Below are 17065 nucleotides of genomic sequence, written 5' to 3' on the forward strand. Positions count from 1 at the left end.
TTTCTATGACAAGGGGCCGGGAAGGGGAAGGGTAAAGCGTGCCGCAGGGCCGGGACGTCAGAACCGCTGACCCACATAGAGGTAAAGCGATTGGTCACCCTCGTCGCTGATCGCGGCGTCGATGCTGTAATCCAGCGGGAAATTCTTGTTCAACCGGACCCGCAGACCGATCCCCGCTGCGGCATGGACCTGTTTGCCGGTGGTGCCGTCGAAATCGGAATCCGTCATGCCCGCCCCGGCAAAGGCCACCGCCCCGAACCAGTTGTTGAACCGATGGCGATATTCCCCCTGCACCGAGGCCAGCCCATTGCCGACATAGCGCATCGGCGCGAACCCGCGCAGGCTGTCGGTGCCGCCGATGGCGCATTTGGAAAAGAACGGGGTCGAGGCCGAGTTCACGCAGCCGGTGAACCGCCCGACAAGAACGCCGTTGTCGCCAAGGGGCCAGTGCCCCTGAAGCTTGACGATGGTGCGGTGGTAATCGTCGACCAGCCCGTCCAGATCGGTTCCGTAAGAAAGCTTGGCCTCGGCAAATATGCCTTGTGTGGGATAGATCGTGTCGTCGCGGGTGTCGTATTCGGCCAGAACCGAGCCGATCAGAAGCGACATGCGCGCGCTTGGCGTCAGTTCGGGCGGCAAGAGACCGCCGGAATTCAGCGACACACGCGAACGGAAATACTGCACTTCCCCACCGACATAGATCTCGGGGGCGACCTGATATTTCAGGCTGACATCGGCCAGCTCGCCGGTCTGGTTCAGCGGCACGGGCAGGTTGGCGATATACATGTTGTAATTGATATCGGCATAGCCCGCATAGGCGCCCAGCTTCCAGTTGTCATTGTCGAAACTCAGGCTGCCCGCCGCACCGTAAGCCAGGCTGTTGTTTTCGCTCTCGAAATAGCCAAGCCCGAAATAGGACGCGCTGGACCCTTCGTCCATCTGGAACAGATAGGCGGCGATCCCCGCCAGACCAAAGCCAAGTTCGATGCTGCGGCTTGGAATGGGGGCCGCAACAAACGACCCGTTTTTGATCCCGACCGTGTCTTCCTCGGTCCCGCTTGGGCTCGCGGATTTCGCGGTGGTTTCAAACAGACCGCCTGACGCGGTGGCGGGCAGGGGGGCGACAAGGACGGCGGCCGCAATCGCCGCGACCTTGACCGTCGCGGACACGTTTGCCCGCGCGCGGGAAACTGGGGGAAATGTCGTCATGTTTCCAGACCTTTCGGCGATGCGGGTCATGCCCCGGATTGCTGGTTTCCAGCCTCGGCTGCTGCGGCGGCGGCGATGGCGGCCTGGTCCTGCTCTGAAATCTCGTCATGCGACTCGATCCCCGGAATGGCAACACGCACCTCGCGGCGGGCAAAGTCGATCCCGGCCTCTTCGAACTCTTTTTTCACGCGGTTGTAGATTTCCTTGCGGATCATAAACTGCTTGCCGGGTTTGGCCATGAACTTGCCCCGGATCACCATGCCGACATCGTCGAAATCAAACACGCCCTGCGACTTGAACGGTTGCAGGAAATCATCCTTGTAAAGCGGATCCTCCAGCATCTCGTTGCCGATCTTCTTGAAGATCTTCTTGACCTTGTTGGGGTCGGTGTCGAAGGGCACGGTGAATTTGAGCTTCATGATCACCCAGTCGCGGCTGTAGTTGGTCAGCTTGGGGATCTCGCCATAAGGGATGGTATGCACCGGGCCGCGATGGTGGCGCAGCTGCATCGAGCGGACCGAGATCTTCTCGACCGCGCCCATGGTGCCGTCAATCTCGACATAATCCCCGGTGCGGAAGGCGTCGTCGATCAGGAAGAACACGCCCGACACCACATCCGTCACCAGCTTCTGCGCGCCGAAACCGATGGCCAGGCCAAGGATGCCGGCACCGGCCAGAAGCGGGGTGATGTCGATGCCCAGATTGCCGATGGCCAGAAGGCCGAAAATGACGATGATCGCACTGCGCGCCGTCAAGAGCATCAGCGGCAGGACCGTCGACAGGCGCGACCCGCTGGCCCCGCCCATCTCGGCGTCGGCGTCCTCCTGGCTCATGCCAAGGGCGGTCTGCTCGGCGGCCAGGCGGCGGTTGATGTAAAGCGACACGCCCTCATAGACCAGATAGCCCACCACCAGCGTCATCAGGAAGCGGAACAAGTTGTCACCGATCCCGGCGTTTTCCAGAAGCAGCGTCTGCAACTTCACGTCCCAGGTGCCGGTGATGATGAAGGCAAGCACCCCGACCGCGATCACCCGGCCGATGCGCACATAGCTGCGCTTGGTGGCGTGATAGGCGGCTTCGGCGACAGGGCCGCCCCCCGACATCGGCGGCACCAGATGCTTGACCAGCCCGCGAATGCCCGTGTCGATCACCGGCGCGGCCAAGAGCCAGAACATCGTTGTGTAATGCGCCCCCTTGAGCAGTTGCGCGATCTGCCCCGTGCCGATCAGCGTATTGACCAGAACCCAGGTGCCAACCGCGACCGCAATCGCAAAACCGGGATAGGACCAGGCAAGTTTCCTGTCAAAACGGGTCTGGTCGGCCTCATCATCCGTGCCCAGCATCATCTGGCGCAGCGCATCGCGGGACGACCAGACCAGGTAGATGACATAGACATAGATCAGCGAATCCAGCAGGTAGCCGAGGTTGGTCTCGCCCGGCCGCAGGCCGTTGTTGAACATGAAGCCCACGAAGAAAAGCGTGAAGCCGGCATAGATCATCAGGCCAACAAGGTTGCGATGCAGGAAGCCCGCGCCCTCGTTGTCGACATTGACCAGCCGCAGCCGCGGTTTCTGCGGCGCCAGCAGGAAGCGCGACAAGGCCGCGCCAAGACGGGGCATCCAGATCAGGTAATAGACAAAGGGCTGCGCAAAGCTCAGCTGTGTCGGGTTGAACATCAACGGGGCCAATATGCGCAGCACGGCATAAAACACGATCAGCCCGAAGATTTCCCGCATCAGCCGGCGGCCCAGGAACTTCAGGGCATCGAAAAGGCTTGCTTCGGCGTCGGTCGAGGACGGCTCTTGCAGCCGGATCAGTTTCCGCGCCGCCAGTTCGACGGCAAAGGCCATCGCCAATGCCACCAGGATCAGGCCAAACAGCGTCATCACGCCGCTGCCGCCGCCCTGGTTTTCAAAGAACTGGCTGAAAGTGCGCTTGGTCACCGACGGCAGAACCGCGATCTTGGCACCGGCTTCGCGCATCGGCGATGTGAAAGCGGTCCAGAACCCCCGTACCCGCGCGGCGATCCCCTGTTCCGCGACAACACCTTCGTTTTGCGCTGCCACCGCATCAAGCCGCTCAAGCAGGAAGGCGCGCACCTGGTCGTCGGACATGCGCGCGACCATGGCGTCGATCGCCTCGGGGGTCATCTGCGCCGGATCGGGCATTTCGGCGGCGGGCGCGTCGGATTGGGCAAAGCCGGGCGCCGCGGCGGTCACGGAAATAAGGAAAATGGCCAAAAGCAAATGGGCGAATCGAAACATGGTCTGTCCCTGATGGATTTTTGTGTTTTGCGCAGTTTAGCAATCGCGTCGGCAATTGCACCGCTTTAATCGCGCGCCGAATTTCGGCGCTTTGGGCAAATTATGTGCAGGGCAAAAAAAAGGGCCGAGCATAAGCTCGGCCTTAAGTCCAACAGGGAGGTATGAAGATGATGCGCATTTAAGCAATCACCGTCTTCGAGAGCTGAAATAGGTATCGGATATGAATCGATCAAGGAAAAAAATGCCGCACCTGCAGCATTGCTGCTATGCGCCTGGCGCATGGCTCACAGGTTTCCTTGCTCTTTCAACTGCTTGCGATGTGAAATGATCTCTTCCTGCACGAAATCGCGGAACACAGAAATGCGTTTCGAGTGCCGCAACTCCTCTGGATAGGCCAGAAAAACAGGCACTTCCGCGCTTTCGAAGTCGGGCAGGACGCGCTTCAGTTCAGGGAAATCCTGCAGCACATAGTCCGGCAGAACCCCGATGCCGAGATTGTAAAGAACCGCGTGCAGCACCCCGAAATAGTTGTTCACCGACAGTCGGGACGAGATGTTATAGGCCATCAATTGATGCACCATCGACGCGCCTGCGCCGACCTGTGTCGAGGTGGTGTTCTGGCTGATCAGACGGTGCCCGGCAAGGTCCTCGAGCGTCTGAGGTGTGCCGTGGTCCTTCAGGTACTGTTCGGTAGCATATAGCCGCATCCGCACGCTCATCAGGCGCTTGCGCACCAGGTCGGCCTGGCTGGGTTCTTTCATGCGAATGGCGACATCGGCCTCGCGCATGGGCAGGTCCAGCACGCGTTCTTCAAGCATCAGGTCGATATTGAGGTCGGGGTATTTCTCATAAAGTTTCGACAGGCGTGGAGCCAGCCAGAGCGTGCCGAAACCCGTGGTCGTGGTGACGCGCAGCTCACCGAACACTTCTTCCTCGGAATCGCGGATGCGCGCGGCGGCGGCATCCAGCCGCTTGGCCATGGCACTGGTGGCATCAAACAGCAACTCGCCCTGTTCGGTCAGAATCAGCCCGCGCGCATGGCGGTGAAACAGGGTGGTGTTCAGGCTTTCCTCAAGGGCGCGCACCTGTCGAGACACCGCAGATTGCGACAAATGCAGGACATCGCCGGCATGGGTCAGGCTGCCGGCATCGGCAACCGCGTGAAATATCCTGAGCTTGTCCCAATCCATACCGGTAACTTTCGCGACGTTTATATCCAGTTAAGCGAAACCAAGCGAAAACAAAACCGCCGTTGCTGCATAACCTTGGGCGAGGTGATGAAAATATCTTGATGGGTCAGGAATTATGACCTATTATCGCCCTATATTTGAATAGAGGCCATCCAGCGAGGGGAGCGCAAGGTGAGCATTCAGAAAGTTTCTCTGAGCGACCGTTTTGATCTGACGAAATCACCGGTCCTGTTGAACGGAACCCAGGCGCTTGTGCGTCTGATGATCATGCAAAAGGAACGCGACCGGAAGGCCGGGCTGAATACGGCCGGTTATGTCACCGGGTATCGCGGTTCGCCGCTTGGCGCGGTGGACAGCTGGATGATGCGCGCCGAAAAACAGCTGAAAGAGGCCGATGTCCTGTTTCAGTCCGGCCTGAACGAAGACCTTGCCGCAACCCAGCTTTGGGGGTCGCAACAGGCCGAATTGCGCGGCGAGGGCAAGTTCGACGGGGTTTTCGGCCTCTGGTATGGCAAGGGGCCGGGCGTCGACCGCACCGGCGACGTGATGCGGCATGCCAACATGGCAGGCACCTCGCAGCATGGCGGTGTCTTGATGGCCATGGGGGATGACCACACCGGCGAAAGTTCGACCGTGCTGCACCAGTCGGAATGGGCCTTGGTGGATGCCTATATGCCGGTGGTTTCGCCTGCGGGCGTGCAGGAGATCCTGGACTATGGCATCTATGGCATCGCGCTCAGCCGCTTTGCCGGGGTCTGGGTGGGTCTCAAGACCATGAAAGACACAATCGAGGCAACCGCGGTGGTCGATGGCAACCCGGACCGGGTGAAGCTTGTGCTGCCCGAGTTTGACATGCCCGACGGCGGTCTGAACATCCGCCTTGGCGACACGCCCCACGCGCAGGAAGCGCGGATGATCGACTATAAACGCTTTGCCGCCGAAGCCTTCAGCCACGCCAACAAGATGGACAAACGCGTCTGGGGCAAGCCCGGCGCCAAGATCGGCTTTGTCGCAGCCGGAAAGAACTGGCTTGATCTGCAACATGCGCTCAGCCTGCTGGGAGTGACCGAGGCCGAGGCCGAACGCCTTGGCATCACCACCTACAAGGTCGGCCAGACCTTCCCGCTGGACATGAAGGGCTTTCACGAATGGGCCGAGGGGCTGGACCTGATCGTGGTGGTCGAGGAAAAGCGCAAGCTGATCGAGATCCAGATCAAGGAAGCGCTGTTCGATGACAACCGCTATCGCGTCTATGGCTGGTACAAGGGCGGGGCAGGCGGTCTGCACCGCGAGGAACTGTTCCCCACGCGCGGCGCATTGGACCCGGTCTGGATCGCGCAGAAACTGGGCGAGATCCTGATCGAAGAGGGCCGCGGCACCGAAGGCATCAAGGCCGGGCTTCAAACGCTCGAAGCCGCACGCCGTGCCGACAATGCCGAGGATATCGCCCAGCGGACCCCGTGGTTCTGCTCTGGCTGTCCGCATAACTCGTCCACCAGGGTGCCCGACGGCAGCCGCGCCTATGCCGGGATCGGCTGTCACTACATGGTGCAGTGGATGGACCGCGAGACGATGGGCTTCACCCATATGGGCGGCGAGGGCGCGAACTGGATCGGCGAGGCGCCGTTTTCCAAGACAAAACACGTGTTCCAGAACCTCGGTGACGGGACCTATAACCACTCGGGCGTTCAGGCGATCCGCGCGGCGCTGGCGGCAAATACCAACATCACCTACAAGATCCTGTTCAACGACGCCGTGGCGATGACCGGCGGGCAGGCCAATGACGGCGGGCTTTCCCCGCAGAAAATCGCCGCCGAACTGCGCGCCATGGGGGTCGAGAAGGTCTTCGTCGTCTATGACGAGAAAGAAGATGTGCAAAAAGACGCCTTCCCCAGGGATGTGACGTTCCATGAACGCGCCGACCTGATGAAGGTTCAGGAAGAATGCCGTGAAATCAGCGGTGTATCGGCCATAGTTTATGTCCAGACCTGCGCCAATGAAAAGCGCCGCCGCCGCAAGCGCGGCAAGTTCCCGGACCCGGATCGCCGGGTGTTTATCAATACCGACATCTGCGAAGGCTGCGGCGATTGCGGGGTGCAGTCGAACTGCGTGTCGATCGAGCCGGTCGAGACCGAGCTTGGCCGCAAGCGGATGATCAACCAGTCGTCCTGCAACAAGGATTTCTCGTGTCTCAACGGGTTCTGCCCCTCCTTCGTCACCGTCGAGGGCGCCACGATCCGCAAAGAGGAAACCAAGGACCTCGACCTGCCCGACCTGCCCATGCCCGAGATCAAGACCATCGAGGGCACCCATAACGTCGTCATCACCGGCGTCGGCGGGACCGGCGTCGTGACCATCGGCGCGGTGCTGGCGCAGGCCGCGCAGATCGACGGCAAGGCCGCCGGCATGATGGAGATGGCGGGCCTTGCCCAGAAGGGCGGCGCGGTGCATATCCACTGCCGCCTTGCCGAAACGCCCGAGGACATCAGCGCCATTCGCGTCGCCACCGGCGAGGCCGACGCGCTGATCGGCGGCGACCTTGTGGTTTCCGCGGGCGCCAAGACGCTCGGCCTGACCTCCACGGGGCGCACCGGGGCGGTTGTGAACAGCCACGAGATCATCACCGGAGAGTTCACCCGCAATACCGAATTCCGCTTGCCGACCAGTCGCTTGCAGCTTGCTCTTGAAGCTCGGATCAAGGACGGTCTGGCGCTGTTTGATGCCTCGGAACTGGCGCGGATCGTCATGGGGGATTCGATCTATTCCAACATGATGGTCTTTGGCGGCGCGTGGCAGCTGGGGCTGATCCCGATCAGCCACGAGGCGATCCATCAGGCGATCGAACTGAACGGCGCGGCGGTCGAACGCAACAAGCGCGCGTTTGAGGTCGGACGCTGGGCGGTGGCCCACCCGGAAGAGGCCGCGCGCCTTGTCACGCCGAACGTGGTGGCAAAGCCCAAAACGCTGGACGAACAGATCGCGTTCCGCGCCGACCACCTGATCGCCTATCAGGGCAAGGGGCTGGCGAAGAAATACCGCAAGCTTCTGGACCAGATCGACGATCCGCGCCTGAAAGAGGCGGTCGCCAAGGGCTATCACAAGCTGCTGACCTACAAGGATGAATACGAGGTCGCGCGCCTGCATCTTGAAACGCGGAAGAAGGCGGAACAGACCTTTGACGGCGATTTCACCCTGAAATACCACCTGTCGCCGCCGCTTCTGGCCAAGGAAGGGTCCAACGGACGCCCCGAGAAAAAGGAATACGGCGCGACGATGGAGCGGATGTTTGGCATTCTGGCCAGGCTCAAGCGCCTGCGCGGGACGCCACTGGATGTCTTTGGCTATTCCGCCGAACGCAAGATGGAACGGGCGCTGATCAGGCAATACGAGGCCGACATGAAGGCGCTGATTGCCGAACATGGCAAATCGGCCTCTGATGCCGCCGTCGCGCTTGCCGAGCTGCCGTTGCAGATCAGGGGGTTCGGCCCGGTGAAGCAGGCCAATGAGCAAAAGGCCGCCAAACAGCGCGAGGCACTTCTGGCGGCGCTGAAACAGGGCGATGCGCCGCTGGCGGCGGCCGAATAAGGCAAAAGGGCCAGACAGCCCCGGATGTCTGGCCTCCGCGTCCCGACCCGCTGATGCGTTTTCAGCGCAGGTTTTTGCCAAATTGACATGGCCCTTTCATACCCTCTGGCGGCGGGTGAGCGCAGGCCCTAAACAGCGCCCGCAAACTGATCCCGGAAAGCGCCATGTCGCAGAATGCCGTCGCTCGTGAGATTTCCTATGCCCATTCCGCCCAGACGCGGGGTGGCCGGGCGATGATCCGCGTCATGGAAAACGCCACCGGACGGATCGGGTTGATCAGACGTGCGCGCGGGTATGAACAGGACGTCGCGGCGGGGCGGGATTTCTGGCAGGTGATGGCCGAGCGCTATGGGCTGAGGCTTGAGGTCATGGGCGGCACGCTGGACAACATCCCGCGCACCGGGCCGCTGATCCTGATTGCCAATCACCCCTATGGCATCCTTGACGGGTTGATGATGGGCAAGATCCTGTCGGACACGCGCGGCGATTTCCGTATTCTCGCCAACCACGTGTTCCGCAAGGCCGAGGACCTGAACCGCATCGTCCTGCCGATTGATTTCTCTGAGACCCGCGAGGCGATGAAACTGAACCTGGAAACCCGGCGCGTCGCGCTGGACTATCTGGGGCAGGGCGGCGCCATCGGGATTTTCCCTGGTGGCACGGTCTCGACCGCCGAACGGCCCTTTGGCCGTCCGCTTGATCCCGGCTGGCGCAATTTCACCGCGCGGATGGTGGCAAAATCCGGGGCCGCCGTGGTGCCGGTTTTCTTTGACGGCCACACCAGCCGCCTGTTCCAGATCGCCAGCCACCTGCATTTCACGCTGCGCATGGGCTTTTTGATCCGCGAGTTCAAACGCCGCGTCGATACGCCGGTGCGCGTGGTGATCGGCGAACCGGTCGATCCCGGCGAACTGGCGGCGCGGCAAAAGGACTCCAAGCGGCTCATGGACTTTCTGCGCGCGCAAACCTATGCTTTGTCGCCAGAGCCCCTGGCCGATGCCGGTTACGGGTTCGAATTCGAGCAGAAATATCGCGCCTGAGGGCGGCGGATTTGAGGACGGGCCATGGCAGTTGGCATTTTTGATTCCGGGCTTGGCGGCCTGACGGTTCTGGACGCGGTAACGCGGCGGCTGCCGGATGTGCCGTTTGTCTATTTCGGCGACAATGGCCATGCGCCTTACGGGGTGCGGGACGCCGAGGATGTCTATCAGCTGACCACATCGGCCGTATCGCGCATGTTCGACGCGGGCTGTGACCTTGTGATCCTGGCCTGCAACACCGCCAGCGCCGCCGCGCTGCGCCGGATGCAGGAAAGCTGGATTCCCGCCGACAAGCGGGTTCTGGGTGTTTTCGTGCCGCTGATCGAGGCGCTGACCGAACGCAAATGGGGGGACAACAGCCCCCCGCGCGAGGTTGCCGTCAAGCATGTCGCGCTGTTTGCCACCCCCGCCACCGTCGCCAGCCGTGCCTTCCAGCGCGAGTTGGCCTTTCGCGCCATCGGCGTCGATGTCGAAGCGCAGGCCTGTGGCGGCGTCGTGGATGCGATCGAAGATGGCGACATGATCCTGGCCGAGGCGCTGGTGCGGTCCCATGTCGATGCGCTGAAACGCAAGATGCCTTCGCCCGAGGCGGCAATCCTTGGCTGCACCCATTACCCGCTGATGCATGACACGTTCCAGGACGCGCTGGGGGCGGATGTGCAGGTTTACAGCCAGGCCAATCTCGTCGCCGAGTCGCTGGCCGACTATCTTGCCCGTCATCCCAAGATGATCGGGCCGGGAACCGAGTCGATGTTTCTGACCACCGGCGACCCGCGCCGCGTCAGCGACCGCGCCACGCAATTCCTGCGACGAAAAATCGAGTTTGCGGCCGCCTGACGCGGCCCCTCGAAATTTCCCGACAAATCGACTACATCACCCCTTGGACAAGGGGCGCGGGGCGATCCGTCGTGCAGACAGGCCCGCACAGACAAGAAGGACATGGGCAAAATGACCCACAAGATCGCAATTCTCGGGGCGTCCGGTTACACCGGGGCCGAACTGGTCCGGCTGATTGCCACCCATCCGTCGATGGACATCGTCGCGCTGGGGGCGGACCGCAAGGCCGGCATGACCATGGCCGAAGTCTTCCCGCATCTGCGCCACCTCGACCTGCCCGCGCTTTGCACCATTGACCAGATCGACTTTTCACAGGTCGATCTGTGTTTCTGCGCGCTGCCCCACGCCACCAGCCAGGAAGTGATCCGTGACCTGCCCAAGACGCTGAAAATCGTTGATCTGTCGGCGGATTTCCGGCTGCGTGATCCGGCGGAATACAAGAAATGGTATGGCAACGACCATGCCGCGCTCGACTGTCAGGCCGAGGCGGTTTACGGGCTGACCGAGTTCTATCGGGACGAGATCAAGGCCGCGCGTCTGGTCGCGGGGACCGGTTGCAACGCCGCCACCGGCCAATATGCGCTGCGGCCGCTGATTGCCGCCGGGGTGATTGACTTCGATCAAATCATTCTGGACCTGAAATGTGCAGTATCCGGCGCGGGTCGGTCGCTGAAGGAGAACCTTCTGCATGCCGAACTGTCCGAGGGCTATCACGCCTATGCAATCGGCGGCACGCACCGCCATCTCGGAGAGTTCGACCAGGAGTTTTCCGCCATCGCCGGGCGGCCCGTGAAGGTCCAGTTCACACCGCATCTGGTGCCCGCCAACCGGGGCATTCTGGCCACGGTCTATGTGCAGGGCGACGCGAAGGAGATACACAAGACGCTGGCAGAAGCCTATGCCGACGAACCGTTCCTCGAAGTGCTGCCCTTTGGCGAGGCACCGTCGACACGGGCGATCCGCGGCTCGAATTTCTGCCACATCGGGGTGACATCGGACCGGATCGAAGGCCGCGCCATCGTGATCGCGGCGCTCGACAACCTGACCAAGGGGTCCAGCGGGCAGGCGTTGCAGAACGCCAACCTGATGCTGGGCCTTGACGAAACCACGGGGCTGATGCTGGCCCCGGTCTTTCCCTAACCTGTCTTTCCGAAAGGCGGGCAAGGGGTCTGCGAAAGGGGAACCATGAAGAACCTCAAGAAACGCCGCCGTATCCAGGTGATCCTTGTTGCAGCCGTGGCGCTGGTCGTGTCGACCGCGCTGATCGGCTATGCCATGCGCGACGGTATCAACTTCTTCCGCTCGCCCAGCCAGGTGGTCGAATCGCCGCCCGCACCGGACGAGGTGTTCCGCATCGGCGGTCTGGTCGAGGAAGGCACATTGGTGCGCGGACAGGGTGAGACGGTGTTCTTCAGCGTCACCGATGGCGGCGCGTCGGTGAAGGTTGCCTATACCGGGGTTCTGCCGGACCTGTTTGAGGAAAATCAGGGGATGGTCGGCACCGGGAAATACATCAACGGTGTCTTTGAAGCCTCTGAAATCCTTGCCAAACATGACGAGACCTATATGCCGAAAGAGGTCATCGACGCGCTGAAGGAACAGGGTGTCTATCAACACGCCGAGGAAAGCTGACCGCTTGCCACAGGTTCCGACATTGGCCCCGTCAGAGCGATCTGGCGGGGCTTTTTTCTGGCCCGCACGGTGGCCAAGCCCGCCATTAACCACGCCGCGCGCAGCATCCTGACCGAAAAAGGCAGAAAGGATGTGACATGCGGCGGGTCAGGGAACTGGCGGATCAGATCATCGCGCGGGAGGGCGGGTTTGTCGATGACCCCGACGATCCCGGCGGGGCGACGAAATACGGTGTGACGGTGCATACGCTGCGCCGTCTGGGGCTGGATCTGGATGGTGACGGAGATGTCGACGCCGCCGATGTGCGGCGACTCGACCTGCGCCGGGCGCGCGACATTTTCCTCGACCATTATTTCCACCGTCCCGGCATCGGGCGGCTGCCGGAACCGCTCTGGCCCTCGGTCTTTGACATGTATGTCAACGCAGGTGCCAATGCGGTGAAGGTCTTGCAGCGGTTGTTGCGCGAGATGGGGCAAAAGGTGACGGTGGACGGGGCCATCGGGCCGCAGACCGAAACCGCCTGTCACCGCGCCTTTGCCCTTGCGCCGGAACAGTTTGTGGATGCCTACGGGATCGCCCGGCGCAATTACTATTTCGCCCTTGCCGACGCCCGGCCCGCGTCGCGCAAATACGTCCGCACCCGCGCAGGCGGCAAAGGGGGCTGGATCAAACGCGCCGAGGAATTCATCGCGCCGCGCTACCACCTGAGCGACGAGGAATTCCGCGAAAGGACCGCGTCATGGGGCTGATCCTATCGATTCTTGAGATGGTTTTTGGCAATGGCCGCAATGCCTTGCGCGAAACAGTTGAGGTGTTTCGCGAAGGTGCCGAAGCCGGGGCGACACGCGACCATGACCTGCAACGCGCCGCAATCGCCGCCTTTGTCAGGGAATTCGACCGCCCCAGAAAGGGCCGCTTTGACCGCATCATGGACGGCGTCAACCGCCTGCCACGCCCGATGCTGGCCTTTGGCTGCATGGCGCTTCTGATTGCCGCCATGGTCGAGCCGGTCTGGTTCTCGACCCGGATGCAGGGCATCGCTTTGGTGCCCGAACCCCTGTGGTGGCTTCTGGGCGTCATCGTCAGCTTCTATTTCGGCGCGCGTCATCAGGCCAAGGGGCAGGAGTTCCAGCAATCGGTCGCCGACACGCTGAGCCGCACCAGCACGGTTGTCCGCAATATCGAGGCGCTGGAGCAGCTGCGCCCGGACGCCGCGCCCATGGCCGTGTCGATAGCCGAGCCGGATGGCAATCCCGCATTGGCCGACTGGCATGCGCAGGCAGGCGGGCAGGGCGCGACAAAGTGATCACCCGCACTTGACGAAAGCCATTGGACGCCGCCGCAACCCGGCCTATAACCCGGATCATGGTTACAGAGCTTGGTCATTTCGCCCTGATCCTGGCCGCGCTGGTCGCGGTTGTTCAGGCCATCGTTCCCCTGATTGGCGCGCACAAGCGTTGGCCCGGCTGGATGGCCGTGGCCGAGCCCGCAGCGGGGTTGCAATTCATCCTGACGGCGTTTTCCTTCGGGGCGCTGACCTATGCCTTCATGGTGTCGGATTTCTCGGTGCAGCTGGTGATCCAGAACTCGCATTCGCTGAAACCGATGATCTACAAGATCAGCGGCACATGGGGCAACCACGAGGGGTCGATGCTGTTGTGGGTGCTGATCCTGACCCTGTTCGGCGCTTGCGCGGCGTGGTTCGGCGGCAACCTGCCGCCGACGCTGCGGGCGCGCGTTCTGTCGGTTCAGGCGGCGATTGCCGTGGCCTTCTTCGGCTTTATCCTGTTCACCTCGAACCCCTTCCTGCGGGTCGGGTTGCCACCGTTTGACGGGCAGGGGCTGAACCCGTTGTTGCAGGACATCGGCCTCGCCCTGCACCCGCCGTTCCTATACCTCGGCTATGTCGGGCTTTCGATGGCGTTCAGCTTTGCCGTCGCCGCCCTGATCGAGGGCCGGGTCGACGCCGCATGGGGCCGCTGGGTGCGGCCCTGGACCCTTGCGGCGTGGATCTTCCTGACCATCGGCATCGCGCTGGGATCGTGGTGGGCCTATTACGAACTGGGCTGGGGCGGGTTCTGGTTCTGGGACCCGGTCGAGAACGCCTCGTTCATGCCCTGGCTTCTGGCGGCGGCGCTGTTGCATTCGGCCATCGTGGTCGAAAAGCGCGAATCCCTGAAAAGCTGGACCATCCTTCTGGCGATCCTGGCTTTCGGCTTCTCGCTGATTGGCACATTCATCGTGCGCTCGGGCGTGATCACCTCGGTCCATGCTTTCGCCAATGACCCGGAACGGGGCGTGTTCATCCTTGCCATTCTCGCGGTATTTGTCGGCGGCGCGCTGACGCTCTATGCCGCCCGCGCCGCGGCGATGGAGGCCAAGGGCGTCTTTTCCATGGTCAGCCGCGAAAGCGTGCTGGTGCTGAACAATATCCTTCTGGCGGTGGCCTGTTTCGTGGTCTTTGTCGGCACGATCTGGCCCCTGGTCAGCGAGATGTTCTTTACCCGCAAACTGTCCGTCGGCCCGCCGTTCTTCAACATGGCGTTTACCCCCTTCATGGTGGCGCTGGGGCTGATCCTGCCGATTGGCGCGATGCTGCCGTGGAAACGGGCCAAGCTGGGCCGCGTGGTGCGGTCGCTGGTGCCTGCCGCCGTGCTTGCCGTTGCGCTTGGCGGGTTGGTCTGGGCGATGCAGACCGAGAAAACCCTGCTGGGGCCGATTGGCCTTTTGCTGGGCACCTGGCTGGTGGCCGGGGCCGCGACGGACCTGATCAGCCGCACCGGGCGCGGCGATTTCGGCGGCCGCATGGCGCGGCTGATGCGCCTGCCGCGTGCGGACTGGGGCAAGGCGGTGGCCCATGCCGGGTTCGGGATCACCATCTTCGGCATCGCCGGGCTGATGGCCTGGGAAGAAGAGGATATTCGCGTCGCCTATATCGGCCAGCCCTTCACGGTGGGCGAGTATGAACTGGTGCTGGACGGTGTCCGCGAGGTCCGAGGCCCCAACTACATGTCCACCATGGGCGATGTGCGGCTGTTCAAGGACGGCACGTTCATCACCACGCTGAACCCGGAAAAACGCGACTTCTTTGTCTCGACCATGCCAACCACCGAGGCGGCGATCGATTATCGCCTGTTCCGCGATGTCTATGTCGTCGTGGGCGAACCGCAGGCGGATGGCGGCTGGACCATGCGCACCTATATCAAGCCCTTCACCAACTGGATCTGGATCGGCTGTGCGCTGATGTCGCTTGGCGGATTGCTCAGCCTCAGCGACCGGCGTTACCGCGTTGCGGCCGGGGCGCGCAAATCGACCCCGAAAGGAGTGCCCGCAGAATGAAACGCCTGATTGCGATCCTGCTTCTGGCGGCCACGCCGGTCATGGCCGTTCTGCCGGACGAGGTGCTGGACGACCCGGTGCTGGAATCCCGTGCGCGCGAATTGTCCAAGGACCTGCGCTGTCTTGTCTGCCGCAACGAATCCATCGACGAAAGCAACGCCGAACTGGCCCGTGACCTGCGGCTTCTGGTGCGGGAACGGCTTGTGGCGGGTGACACGGACGCGCAGGCGATTGCGTTTATCGTGGACCGTTATGGCGAATACGTGCTTCTGAACCCCAAGACCACCGGCTCCAACATGCTGTTGTGGGCCGCCGGTCCCTTGGCGCTGTTGCTGGCGCTTGGGGCGGCGGGGTTCTACCTGCGCCGCCGTGCAAGCGCCCCGGCGGTCAATGCAGGCGGTCTCAGCCCCGAGGAAGAAGCGCGGCTGAAAGAAATCCTTGAAGATTGACGCACGGTTTCGCTTTCGCCCGGCTACGGGGACGTTAGTGTAGCGCCCAGACAGGAAACAGGGGGCGCCCATGGACTATCAGTGTATCTCAGTTGCAATCGATGACGGCATGGCGGTCATCACCATGTCCCGCCCCGAGGTCATGAATGCGCTGTCGACACAGGCGCGGGCAGAGCTGACCCACGCGTTTCGCGACCTCGGCCAGAAGGCCAAGGTCATCGTGCTGACCGGAGAGGGCAAGGCGTTCTGCACCGGACAGGACCTTGGCGACGGCGGCAATGTCGCCAACATGGACCTCGAACGGGGGCTGCGCGACGAATACCTGCCGATGTTGAACGCGATCCGTGACTGCCCGGTGCCGACTATTGCGGCGGTGAACGGTCCGGCGGCTGGGGCGGGGGCCAGCCTTGCCCTGGCGCTTGACGTGGTGATCGCCAGCGAAAACGCCTATTTCCTTCAGGCTTTCAGCCGCATCGGTCTGATCCCGGATGCCGGTGGCACCTATTACCTGCCGCGCCAGGTTGGTCTGGCCAAGGCGGTCGGCGCGGCGCTGTTTGCCGACAAGATCACCGCGCGTCAGGCGGAACAATGGGGCATGATCTGGGAAGTCACCACCGAAGACGCCTTCGAAGAAACCTGGAAGGCCCGTGCCACGCATCTGGCCAACGGTCCGACCGTGGCCTATCGCCATATCGTCGAGGCGATGCGCGCGAGCTTCCACAATGACTTCGAAAGCCAATTCCTGCTGGAAGCCCAGCTTCAGGGCAAATGCGGCCAGACCCGCGATTTCCGCGAGGGTGTCGTGGCCTTCCTCGAAAAACGCCCGCCGCATTACGAAGGGCGCTGATCAGCTGCACACCACCGGGTAGGTGAACAGGACCGGGTTGGACGGTATGGTCTTGCCCGGCTCAAAACAGGTGACCCGGCCGACGCCCTCGATCCAGAAATACTGCGGGTCGGCAGGCAGTTCATGGCCGTCGGCCTGTTTCTCGCGCACTTCGAAATGCAGGTGCGGCTGAAACTGTGCCGCCGCCCCGGTCAGACCCAGCGTGCCAACTTGCTGGCCGCGTTTCACCACGTCGCCTTCCTTGGAAATCCGCGTGTCCAGATGGACGTAGCGGGTGATCAGCACCTTGCCGTTCGGCCCGCGCCCATGTTCGACCGCGATCTGGTTGCCAAAGATCGGCTCATAGAACGACGCCCGGACGCGGCCATCGGCGGCGGCGATGACAGGCGTGCCGATCGGGGCCTTGATGTCAATCGCCAGATGGTCGCCAAGCCGTTGCTTTTCCTCGCTCATTTCCGGGAAATAACGATACTGCTGCGAGATCGACGGCGCGTTGGGGGGCATCACGATGTCGACCTTGTGCGGGTTCTCGGGGTGGAAATGGGTCGACTCGCCCTCGCTTGTATAGGCGCAGCCGGACAGGATCAGCGCCCAAAGGCCAAAATAGCGTCCAGATGTCATGTGGCCCTCGCTCTTGCCCGTGCCGGAATGGACCCGGCACGGGTTTTCTAAC

General features: G+C 62.3%; 14 protein-coding genes. 10 read left to right on the forward strand and 4 right to left on the reverse strand.

Annotated elements, in window-relative coordinates:
- Positions 1-57 precede the first annotated feature (57 nt).
- The 3 genes from JQ863_RS10070 to JQ863_RS10080 form a co-directional block, all read right to left on the reverse strand.
- Positions 58-1209 carry a BamA/TamA family outer membrane protein gene (locus JQ863_RS10070; protein ID WP_204114143.1) on the reverse strand — a complete coding sequence of 384 codons (1152 nt, stop codon included), beginning with the start codon at positions 1207-1209 and terminating at the stop codon, positions 58-60.
- A gap of 26 nt (positions 1210-1235) precedes the next feature.
- Positions 1236-3473, reverse strand: coding sequence for a mechanosensitive ion channel family protein (locus JQ863_RS10075; protein WP_204114144.1), 2238 nt, complete (start codon positions 3471-3473; stop codon positions 1236-1238).
- A gap of 284 nt (positions 3474-3757) precedes the next feature.
- Positions 3758-4663, reverse strand: a complete 906-nt coding sequence (locus JQ863_RS10080) for a LysR family transcriptional regulator (protein ID WP_204114145.1) — start codon at positions 4661-4663, stop codon at positions 3758-3760.
- Between the two features lie 171 nt (positions 4664-4834).
- Here JQ863_RS10080 and JQ863_RS10085 point away from each other — a divergent pair, with 171 nt between their 5' ends.
- The 10 genes from JQ863_RS10085 (at position 4835) to JQ863_RS10130 (ending at position 16392) form a co-directional block, all read left to right on the forward strand.
- Positions 4835-8248 carry an indolepyruvate ferredoxin oxidoreductase family protein gene (locus JQ863_RS10085; protein WP_204114146.1) on the forward strand — a complete coding sequence of 1138 codons (3414 nt, stop codon included), beginning with the start codon at positions 4835-4837 and terminating at the stop codon, positions 8246-8248.
- A gap of 164 nt (positions 8249-8412) precedes the next feature.
- A complete protein-coding gene (locus JQ863_RS10090; protein WP_204114147.1) occupies positions 8413-9288 on the forward strand; it encodes a lysophospholipid acyltransferase family protein in 876 nt (291 codons plus the stop codon).
- 24 nt (positions 9289-9312) lie between these two features.
- A complete protein-coding gene (locus JQ863_RS10095) occupies positions 9313-10125 on the forward strand; it encodes a glutamate racemase (RefSeq protein WP_204114148.1) in 813 nt (270 codons plus the stop codon).
- A gap of 111 nt (positions 10126-10236) precedes the next feature.
- A complete protein-coding gene (argC, locus tag JQ863_RS10100) occupies positions 10237-11265 on the forward strand; it encodes an N-acetyl-gamma-glutamyl-phosphate reductase (RefSeq protein WP_204114149.1) in 1029 nt (342 codons plus the stop codon).
- A gap of 45 nt (positions 11266-11310) precedes the next feature.
- Positions 11311-11757, forward strand: coding sequence for a cytochrome c maturation protein CcmE (gene ccmE / locus JQ863_RS10105; RefSeq protein ID WP_204114150.1), 447 nt, complete (start codon positions 11311-11313; stop codon positions 11755-11757).
- A 137-nt stretch (positions 11758-11894) separates the two neighbouring features.
- A complete protein-coding gene (locus JQ863_RS10110; protein WP_204114151.1) occupies positions 11895-12506 on the forward strand; it encodes a holin-associated N-acetylmuramidase in 612 nt (203 codons plus the stop codon).
- Positions 12497-13063, forward strand: coding sequence for a holin family protein (locus JQ863_RS10115; protein ID WP_204114152.1), 567 nt, complete (start codon positions 12497-12499; stop codon positions 13061-13063). The genes JQ863_RS10110 and JQ863_RS10115 overlap by 10 nt, the downstream gene beginning before the upstream one ends.
- A 59-nt stretch (positions 13064-13122) precedes the next feature.
- On the forward strand, positions 13123-15096 hold the full coding sequence (locus JQ863_RS10120) for a heme lyase CcmF/NrfE family subunit (protein ID WP_204114153.1): 1974 nt from the start codon (positions 13123-13125) through the stop codon (positions 15094-15096).
- Positions 15093-15545, forward strand: a complete 453-nt coding sequence (locus tag JQ863_RS10125; RefSeq protein WP_204114154.1) for a cytochrome c-type biogenesis protein — start codon at positions 15093-15095, stop codon at positions 15543-15545. The genes JQ863_RS10120 and JQ863_RS10125 overlap by 4 nt, the downstream gene beginning before the upstream one ends.
- A gap of 70 nt (positions 15546-15615) precedes the next feature.
- Positions 15616-16392 carry an enoyl-CoA hydratase-related protein gene (locus tag JQ863_RS10130; RefSeq protein WP_204114155.1) on the forward strand — a complete coding sequence of 259 codons (777 nt, stop codon included), beginning with the start codon at positions 15616-15618 and terminating at the stop codon, positions 16390-16392.
- Here the strand turns inward: JQ863_RS10130 and JQ863_RS10135 are convergent, their stop codons facing one another.
- Positions 16393-17013: a M23 family metallopeptidase gene (locus JQ863_RS10135; RefSeq protein ID WP_204114156.1), complete on the reverse strand. Its 621-nt coding sequence runs from the start codon at positions 17011-17013 to the stop codon at positions 16393-16395.
- Positions 17014-17065: the final 52 nt, after the last annotated feature.

The organism is Shimia biformata (assembly GCF_016888515.1).
Taxonomy (GTDB): Bacteria; Pseudomonadota; Alphaproteobacteria; order Rhodobacterales; family Rhodobacteraceae; genus Shimia_A; species Shimia_A biformata.